General features: G+C 69.8%; 8 protein-coding genes and 1 pseudogene. 2 read left to right on the top strand and 7 right to left on the bottom strand.

The window, feature by feature from the left end; all coding sequences use genetic code 11:
• From M0R80_29890 to M0R80_29875, 4 genes and pseudogenes are all read right to left on the bottom strand, one after another.
• A partial coding sequence (locus tag M0R80_29890) for a TolC family protein (protein ID MCK9463850.1) occupies nucleotides 1-885 on the bottom strand: 885 nt, incomplete at its 3' end.
• 22 nt (nucleotides 886-907) lie between these two features.
• A complete protein-coding gene (locus M0R80_29885) occupies nucleotides 908-1237 on the bottom strand; it encodes a YHS domain-containing protein (protein ID MCK9463849.1) in 330 nt (109 codons plus the stop codon).
• Between the two features lie 366 nt (nucleotides 1238-1603).
• Nucleotides 1604-1771 (bottom strand): annotated as a pseudogene (locus tag M0R80_29880) (FAD-dependent oxidoreductase).
• Nucleotides 1772-2105: 334 nt separating this feature from the next.
• Complete coding sequence (locus M0R80_29875; protein MCK9463848.1) at nucleotides 2106-3152, bottom strand: L,D-transpeptidase; 1047 nt, start codon at nucleotides 3150-3152, stop codon at nucleotides 2106-2108.
• Nucleotides 3153-3206: 54 nt separating this feature from the next.
• Between M0R80_29875 and M0R80_29870 the strand changes: the two genes are divergently transcribed.
• Nucleotides 3207-4286 carry an NAD(P)H-dependent oxidoreductase gene (locus tag M0R80_29870; protein ID MCK9463847.1) on the top strand — a complete coding sequence of 360 codons (1080 nt, stop codon included), beginning with the start codon at nucleotides 3207-3209 and terminating at the stop codon, nucleotides 4284-4286.
• A 25-nt stretch (nucleotides 4287-4311) separates the two neighbouring features.
• On the opposite strand, the gene M0R80_29865 is transcribed toward M0R80_29870, so the two are convergent.
• On the bottom strand, nucleotides 4312-5076 hold the full coding sequence (locus M0R80_29865) for an OmpA family protein (GenBank protein ID MCK9463846.1): 765 nt from the start codon (nucleotides 5074-5076) through the stop codon (nucleotides 4312-4314).
• Nucleotides 5077-5164: 88 nt separating this feature from the next.
• Complete coding sequence (locus M0R80_29860; GenBank protein MCK9463845.1) at nucleotides 5165-6082, bottom strand: hypothetical protein; 918 nt, start codon at nucleotides 6080-6082, stop codon at nucleotides 5165-5167.
• An 88-nt stretch (nucleotides 6083-6170) separates the two neighbouring features.
• On the opposite strand from M0R80_29860, the gene M0R80_29855 reads away from it, so the two are divergent.
• Complete coding sequence (locus tag M0R80_29855) at nucleotides 6171-7829, top strand: C69 family dipeptidase (GenBank protein ID MCK9463844.1); 1659 nt, start codon at nucleotides 6171-6173, stop codon at nucleotides 7827-7829.
• Here the strand turns inward: M0R80_29855 and M0R80_29850 are convergent.
• On the bottom strand, nucleotides 7830-8261 hold a 432-nt coding region (locus M0R80_29850), incomplete at its 5' end, for a hypothetical protein (protein ID MCK9463843.1).

Below are 8261 nucleotides of genomic sequence, written 5' to 3'. Positions count from 1 at the left end.
CCCGACGCCGAAGCGGAGCATGACGACCGGCTCCGCCATGCCGTCGACTCCGCCGCCCAGACCGACCGAGAAGTCGGGCTTCTCTTCGAGCCTCGTCTCGTCGACCCGCTTTTCTGCCGCGGCGGCCTCGGCGCGCAATACGGCGAGCTCGGACGACGCCTCGAGCGCGGACTTGTCGAGCGAGACGTCGGGGATGGCTACCCGCGGCAAGGCCGGAACTCGGCCGAGGGGTGTGTCTCCCGTCCTATCGAGCAATCGGTTGAGCGACGCGACGAGCTCCGCGCGCTCGGCGTCGATCCCGATCATCCGCTCGTCGATGCGCGCGCTCTCGAGCCGGATCCGCAGCAGCCCGGAGCGATCGACCTGACCGGTGCTGTAGCGCGTGGTCAGGGTCCGGGACAGAAGGCCGAGGAGATCGCGGGTCGAGATCCGCTTCGACCGCTCCCGATCGAGGCTGTAGATGCGGGCGTAGAGGACCCGCACACGCGCGGCGATTCGGCGCTTCACGTCGCCCGTCTCGGCCGTGCGGACGTTCGTCTCTGCCTCGGCCGCGGCCTGGCGCGCGGCGCGCTTTCCCGGAAAAGGGAGCTCCTGGCTCACGTCGACGACGATCGAGGACGCCGGTCCGGGAGGAGTCAGCCCCATCCCTTGAGCGGTCAGGCCGAGCGTGGGATCCGGCAGCGCGTCCGCCGCGTCCTCTCTCTCTTGCGACGCGCGCGACCGGGCCTCGTAGACCGGGATCTCCGGCGCCTGCGCCAAGGCGATCGCGACCAACTCGTCGACGGCGGGAGCGACGTCCTCGTGTGCATCGCCGGAAGAGGCGGCGGCGGTATTCGCGGCTGCCGCGATGAATGCGAGGCCCAGAACCGAGGTCCGTACCTGCATCGCCCCCGCCTCTCTGATCGCGCTACTTCAAATACTTCTGCGGGTCCGCGTCGAACTGCGGCTTGCAGCCCGCACAGCAGAAGTACACGTGCTTGCCCTGGTGCTCCGAGTGGAGCGTGTCCGCCGTGATCGTGAACGTGTTGCCGAGCACCGGGCACGTGGCCGCCGTCCCCACCGGTTGTGGGGCGTCGAACACGGACGGCGCTTTTGTTGCCCCGGCGGGCGCCGGCTGGCCGTGCTCCATTGCCATCTGGTCGCCGCCCGCGGCCTGTTCCGCGCTGTTGCAGGCAGGCGCGAGGCCGAGCCCGGCGACCACCGCTCCCGTGAAGATGGCGACATGCAATATGGACATGCTGCACCCCTTTCCGAGCGCTCGGCGCTCTTCGTTCGGCAAGACTGCATCCCGCGTGCCATGATCGAGAGGCCGAGAATCCCGCGCGATCTCGGGTCGCGGCGCGGCAACGCGCAAACCATGCACACCGGCTCGGGCCGGGAATGCCCCGTCGTGCGCAGAACCTGCGCAGGCCATCGCCTATCCCCAATCCTCCAAGAAATTCTGGAACGCTCTCCTTCCGCTGGTGTGCGCCCCGCTGAAGCCGCCGCCGGGAAAGCCCCACGCGCTCGCCAGGTACAGCCCCTTGACCGGCGTGCGGTTCTCGAGCCGCTTGATGAACGAGTTGTCCATCATCTGGTCGTAGCCGTAGAAGCGCCCGTCGCCGCGTTCGAAGCTCGTCGCATAGCCTCCGGGGACGTGGTGCTGTTCCACGACCGTGACCGGGAAGCCGGCCTTGGCGAGGTACGCCGCCGCGGTGAGACCGCCGAGCCCGGCGCCGACGACGACGACGGGAAGCTCCTCTTTCCTCGTCGTGGCCGACGCGCTCTCGATGAGGTCGCCGCCAATCTTTGCGCAACCGGAAGCGACGGCGGCCGAGGCGACGGCGGCTCCGGACACGGCGCAGAACTCCCGGCGGGAGAGAAAGATTCTGCTCAGTCGGCCCATGTCGTGCTTCCTCGCGTGTGACCGTGGTCATTCCCGGTCCAGAGTCGCGCATCGTCTCGTGCGGGAGGCCAATTATTCGGCGGGTGAATAGTGCAGATTCCGGGCCAGTGTTTCGGCGCAAGTAAATTCGGGCAGTTGCGTGGCGGGGATTCCCGGCAGGCGGGTGGGTTCAATCAATATGAAGTAACCACTTCTTCAATTCGAAGGAGGTGACGGGCGGCTATTCGAACACGACGACCCGCGTGCCGCGTGCGCCGTCGTGGGCGAACGTCTCGCTGTCCTCCGGGGCGGGGAGGGGCGAGCTCCACTCGTACAGCCACCGCGCGTCGTCGCGGGGGACGTTCACGCAGCCGTGGCTCGCCCGCACGCCGAACCGGTCGTGCCAGTACGCGGTGTGGATCGCGATCGAGTTCGCCTTGTCGTAGTACATGACCCACTGGACGTCCTCCACCCGGATGTGGCCGCGCTTGAGCTGCAGGGTCTGCAGGCGCCGCTTCCACTGGATGCGGAAGCTGCCGGGCCGCGTGTTGTCCTTGATCCCGGTGGAGCAGGGGATCAGTCGGACCGGCCGCTCGCCGACGTACGCGTGGACGAGCTGCTCCGAGAGATCGACCGCGATCCATTTCTCGCCGGGCTCGAGCGATCCGGGGATCGGCGCCGGCCGCACCTTCAGCGCGTCGCCGTTCGGCAGCGGGACGCCCTCCGGGATCGGCGCACCGCCCGGCACCTCGACGCCGAGCGACGTCACGGGCGGGGGCAGCGGGATCGTATTGGCCGCCCGTGCGAGCCACCCGCGGCGCGTGCGGAGGACCTCGTCCCCGTTGCGTTTGAGCCGGTCGGTGGCCGTGAGCACCGAGCCGCGGAAGAGGAGGATGAGCGAGCGGCCGAGATCCACGTCGCCGAGCGATCGGTACAGCTTGGCGCCGCCCTTCCCGACGAGGTAGGCCGATGTCCCCTCGAGCACCTCCGGCCGATCCCGCGCGGCGGGCCGCGACTCCGTCTCCTCGGTCGCCTTGAGCCGCTTCGCGCACACGAAGCCGCCCGAGTCGCGCTCCATCCAGCCCTTGGGGCAGCCGGCCCGGCTCGTCGTCGGCGCGAGCCTGAGCACCGCACCGGGCTCGATCCGCGCGGTCATGTGGCTCCACGGCTTCGGCTGCGCGTGCAACACGACCTGCACGGCGGTCTCCCGGAGCTCGGTGAACGGGGCCGCGGCGAGCGCGTTCGCGGCGAGGAGCGCGGCGACGAGGTATCTGAGCGAGCGGCGCACGATGAACGCAAACTACCCAACGGGTCGCCTTCTGTCTAGAATGAGGCGGAGCCCATGAGGATCCTCATCGCCAGCGGCGCGCCGCGCAGGGACGGATACACCGAGGAGCTCGCACGGCTGTTCGCCGAGGGGGCGGGCGCCGCGGGCGGCGAGACGGAGCTCGTCCGCCTCGCGGAGCGCGACGTCCGGCCGTGCCGCGGGTGCTTCGCGTGCTGGACCCGATCGGACGGGCGCTGCGCGCAGCGCGACGACATGGACGAGCTCCTCCCGCGCGTCCTCGCGTCGGACGCGCTCGTGATCGCGACGCCGGTCTACTTCTACTCGTTCTCGGCGCTGCTCAAGGCGTTCGTCGAGCGGCTCCTGCCGATCACGCTGCCGTTCATCGACGCGTCGAGCCCGGCCGGGATGGAGCGGAACACGCGGCGCGATCCGTCGCTCGGGCCGAGGCGCGCCGTCCTGATCGCGGCGGGCGCCCACCGCGATCCGTTGCTCCTCGACGGCCTCGTCGGGACGTTCGAGACGATCTGCCACGGGATCTCGGCCGAGCGCGCGGGCGTGCTGCTCCGCCCGGAGTCGTTCCTCCTCGACTTCGACGAGGGCAAGCCGGTCGAGGGGCGGAAGGTGCGCGAGGCGTTCACGGCGGCGGGCCGCGAGCTCGTGACCGCGGGCCGCGTCTCGGCGAGCGCGGAGGAGGATGCGTCGACGCCGTTCACGCGGGATCTCGCGCTGTTCCAGAGCCACGCCCGGGCGTACTGGGAGATCGCGCGGGGGAGGCCGGGCGCTTTCGAGAGGAGCGCGATCCGCGACGCCGCGGCCGCGGACCTCAGGATCCTCGTCCCCGAGCTCGCCGCGCGCCTCGATCCGGGGACCGCGGGCGACCTCGCGGCGGTGATCCAGCTCGACGTGACGGACGATCCGGGCGGCGGCTACCACCTCGTCATCGAGCGGGGAGGGTGCGCGCCACGCCGGGGGCGCCACGAGCGGCCCGACGTGACGGTCTCGCTCGACACCGAAGCGGCCGTCAAGCTGTTCCGCCAGAAGATCGACGCCCGTGCCGCGATCGCGCTCGGGCAGATCCGCGTGGCCGGCGATCGCTCGCTTTTCACGCGGATGGCGCGCCTGTTCCCGTCGTAAGGGCCGGGGCACCCCGCCCCTGCAATCAGTCAATCATCTTTTCGAGGGAGGAGAGGTCGGGGAGCTCGTCGAGGCTGGGCTGGAGCACGATCTCGATGCGCCGGTTCTGCGCGCGGCCCTCCTCGGAGAGGTTGCCCGCCACCGGCTGCGTGTCCGCGTAGCCCGCGGCCGAGAGGTTCTCGGCCGCCATGCCCTTCTCGATCAGGAACTCGACGACGGCCACGGCGCGCGCCGCCGAGAGCTCCCAGTTGGATCCGAAGTTCTTGTTGTCGATCGGGATGTTGTCCGTGTGGCCCGCGACCTGGAAGGCGCGATCGCCGATCGTCGCGAGGATCGACGCGACCTCCGCGAGCGCCGTCTCGCCCTCCTCGGAGAGCTTCGCCTTGCCGCTCGGGAACAGGATCGCGGACGCCATCTCGACGATCATCTTGTTGTTGGCGATCCGGATCTTGATCTTCCCCGAGGCCAGCATCTTCTTGAACTTCGCGAGCATGTTCTTGAACATCTCGATGCGCGCCTTGGCCTTGGCGACGGCGTCGGCGTTCGCGTCGCGCTCGCCGGCCAGCCGCTTGAGCTCGTCCTGGAGCGCCGTGATCTCGGACTCGAGCGCCTGCTTCTCGGCCGCGAGCCTGGCGAGCTGCGTCTGCAGGCTGTTCGCCTCTCCGCGCGCCTTGTCGATCTCCGCCTTCAGCTTCGCCATGTCCGCGTCGTACTGCTCCTGCGGGATGCCGCACGACGCGACGAGCGCTGCGAGCGCGATGCCAAGGAACGTGACTGCGTAAGAGCGCATTGTGCTTCCTCCTTCACATGGGTCGGTTCGAGCGAACATTACGGCAACGGCACGGGCGATGCAATGGCCGCGACCTATCGACCGCGACCTATCGACCAGCCGAGTCCCAGAACCGCTTCACCGCCGGATCGGGGTGGGCGAGCGCGAGGTCGACGATGCCGGAGCGCGCCGCGGGCGGAAAGCGGCTCAGGCACGCGAGCGCCGGCAGGAGCGACGCCGCGGGCGCCGACGGGGCGAACGTCCCGCGCAGCAGCCGCGCGAGATCCGCCGATGGCGCGGCCACGCCGTGGTGCAGCGCGTTCTCGCACAGGGCGCCGACCGCCTGGCCGCGGAGCATCGGATCCGCGCCGTTCACCGCCACGTCGGCGAGGAGCGCGATCTCGTCCTCGGCGAGCGGCGGGGACCGCAGGGCGATCGCCGCGGACGCGACGGACGGTTCGGCGTCGAGGGCCAGCGCCTTGCTCGGTGCGTAGCGCCGGTGCGCGATCTCCCCGAGGATGCGGACCGCCTGGAGCGCCGTGGCCCGGAGATCGGGAGCGAGGACGTCGTCGTCCGCTGCGGCGAGCATCGATCGCGCGAGCTGATCCGCCTGGCCCGGGACGAGCTCGGGGGCGCCGTCGGGACGACCCACGAGGGGGGCGAGCGCGGCGAGCAGCGACGCGGCCGCCTGCGAGGCGACCGCCCGGTCCGGGGCGCGGAGGAACGCCGCGAGGAAGGGCAGGATCGGCCAGGGATCCTCGAGGTGCGCGGCGGCGTCGATCGCGACGATCCGCTGGCCGCGCGTGCCGCGGTACAGAGCTGCCGAGAGCTGCTCGGCGGTCAGGGCGCCCGCGAGGCGGGCCCCGCTGGCCGCGTCCGCGTCGCCGATCGCGAGATCCAGGCGCCGCGCGGTCTTCGCCGAGAGCGGCCCCGGCGGCGCTGCCGACTCGGGGTTGGCCCCGAGGCCACCCGCGGCCGTCGAGAGGCACGCGACGAGCGCGGCGGTGAGCTGGGGGCGGCTCGGCATGCGCGACATCTTCCCCGATCCGCGGGCCACGGGCAAGGAGCGAAAAGGCCGTTGAAACCTCGCGCGACAGCCGGTAACGTCGCCGGCTATGGAACAGACACGCCTCCAGAGAATCGCGCTCTCCCTCGCCGTGTGCGGCCTCGCCGTCGCGCACGCGGATTGCGCGGACGCCTGCACGAACTTCCTCATCAGCAAGGGCGCCACGGCGGACGGATCGACGATGATCACGTACTCCGCCGACTCCCACGAACTCTACGGCGAGCTCTACTACGAGCCGCCCGGACGGAACAGGACCGACACGATGGTCGACGTCTACGAGTGGGACACCGGCAAGTACCTCGGCCAGATCGCCCAGGTCGCCGAGACCTACTCGGTGGTCGGCAACATGAACGAGCACCAGGTCGCGATCGGCGAGACGACGTTCGGCGGCCGCGAGGAGCTCGTGAACCCCAAGGCGATCGTCGATTACGGCAGCCTCATGTACCTCGCGCTCGCCCGCGCCAAGACGGCCCGCGAGGCGATCAAGGTCATGACCGATCTCGTGGCCGAGTACGGCTACGCGAGCGCCGGCGAGTCGTTCTCCATCTCCGATCCGAAGGAGGTCTGGATCCTGGAGATGATCGGCAAGGGGCCCGACAACCCGAAGGGCGCCCTGTGGGTCGCGCGCAGGATCCCGGACGGCTACGTCTCGGCCCACGCCAACCAGTCGCGCATCCGCAAGTTCCCGCTGAACGACAAGAAGAACACGCTCTACGCCAAGGACGTCATCTCGTTCGCGCGGGGCAAGGGCTGGTTCGAGGGCGCGGACTCGGAGTTCAGCTTCGCCGACGCCTACGTGCCGATGGACTACGGCGCGCTCCGGTTCTGCGAGGCGCGCGTGTGGTCCATGTTCCGCCGGGTCGCGCCGTCCCAGAAGATCAGCCCCGAGTGGGCGATGGGCAACCCGAAGGCCAAACCGCTGCCGCTGTGGATCAAGCCGGACAAGAAGCTCACCGTCCGCGACGTCCAGGAGCTGATGCGCGATCACTTCGAGGACTCGCCGATGTACCTCGGCACGGGCATCGGCGCCGGGCCGTACAAGATGCCGTACCGCTGGCGGCCCATGCAGTGGAAGCACAAGGGAAAGGAGTACATCCACGAGCGCGCCACCTCGACGCAGCAGACCGGCTTCTCGTTCGTGGCGCAGTCGCGCGGCTGGCTGCCGGACCCGATCGGCGGGATCCTGTGGTTCGGCGTGGACGACACCTACATGACCGTGTACGTGCCGATGTACTGCGGCATCACCGAGGCGCCGCGCGCGTTCGCCGTGGGCACCGCGGACTTCAAGACGTTCTCGTGGGACTCCGCGTGGTGGGTGTTCAACTTCGTCGCCAACTGGACGTACTCCCGCTACAGCGACATGATCAAGGACGTCCAGATCGTGCAGCGCGAGATCGAGGGCGAGTTCCAAGCGAGGCTCCCCGAGGTGGACGCGACCGCGGTCAAGCTCTACAAGGCCGCGCCCGAGACCGCGCGCAGCTTCCTGACGCGCTACTCGGCCGAGCAGACGGAGAAGACCGTCACGCGCTGGCGCAAGCTCGGCGAGCAGCTCCTCGTCAAGTACCTCGACGGAAACGTCCGGGACGAGAAGGGCGGCATCACGCACCCCGCGTACCCCGAGGACTGGTACAAGGCGATCGTCGAAGAGTCGGGCGACTTCTTCGAGTGGCGGAACATCCCCGGCGCCCCGCCGCCCCCGACGCACTAGCTAGAAGAACTCGATCGTGATGGTCTGGTTGGGCGCGCCGCAGGTGTCGGAGTTCAGCCCGCTGTAGTAGCAGTTGTACCCGATGCACGGGCGGACGATCCAGCCCGGGTTCGGGCAGTTCGAGAGGTCGCACACCGACGGCGGGTCCATCCAGAACTCCCCCTCGTACCTGTCGCACTGGCTCCACACGTGTCCGCCGCAGCTGATCGAAGTCGCCGCGGTGGTCCGTATCATGTCCGCGATCTGCTGCGTGGCGGTCGGATCCGTGCAGGTGTAGCCGACCGGATCCATGTCGCCGTAGAGGTGCACCGAGGTGTACCCGCTCGAGGCGAGCCCCGCCTTGAACGTCGCCCAGGCCGCGCACTGAGCCGTGCACGTGCTGCCGTCGAAGTACTGGGAGTAGACGGCCGACGGCGGATCCGTGTCGGCGTG

Source organism: Pseudomonadota bacterium (genome assembly GCA_023229365.1).
Taxonomy (GTDB): Bacteria; Myxococcota_A; Polyangia; order JAAYKL01; family JAAYKL01; genus JALNZK01.
This window is presented reverse-complemented; position numbering and strand designations above follow the sequence as displayed.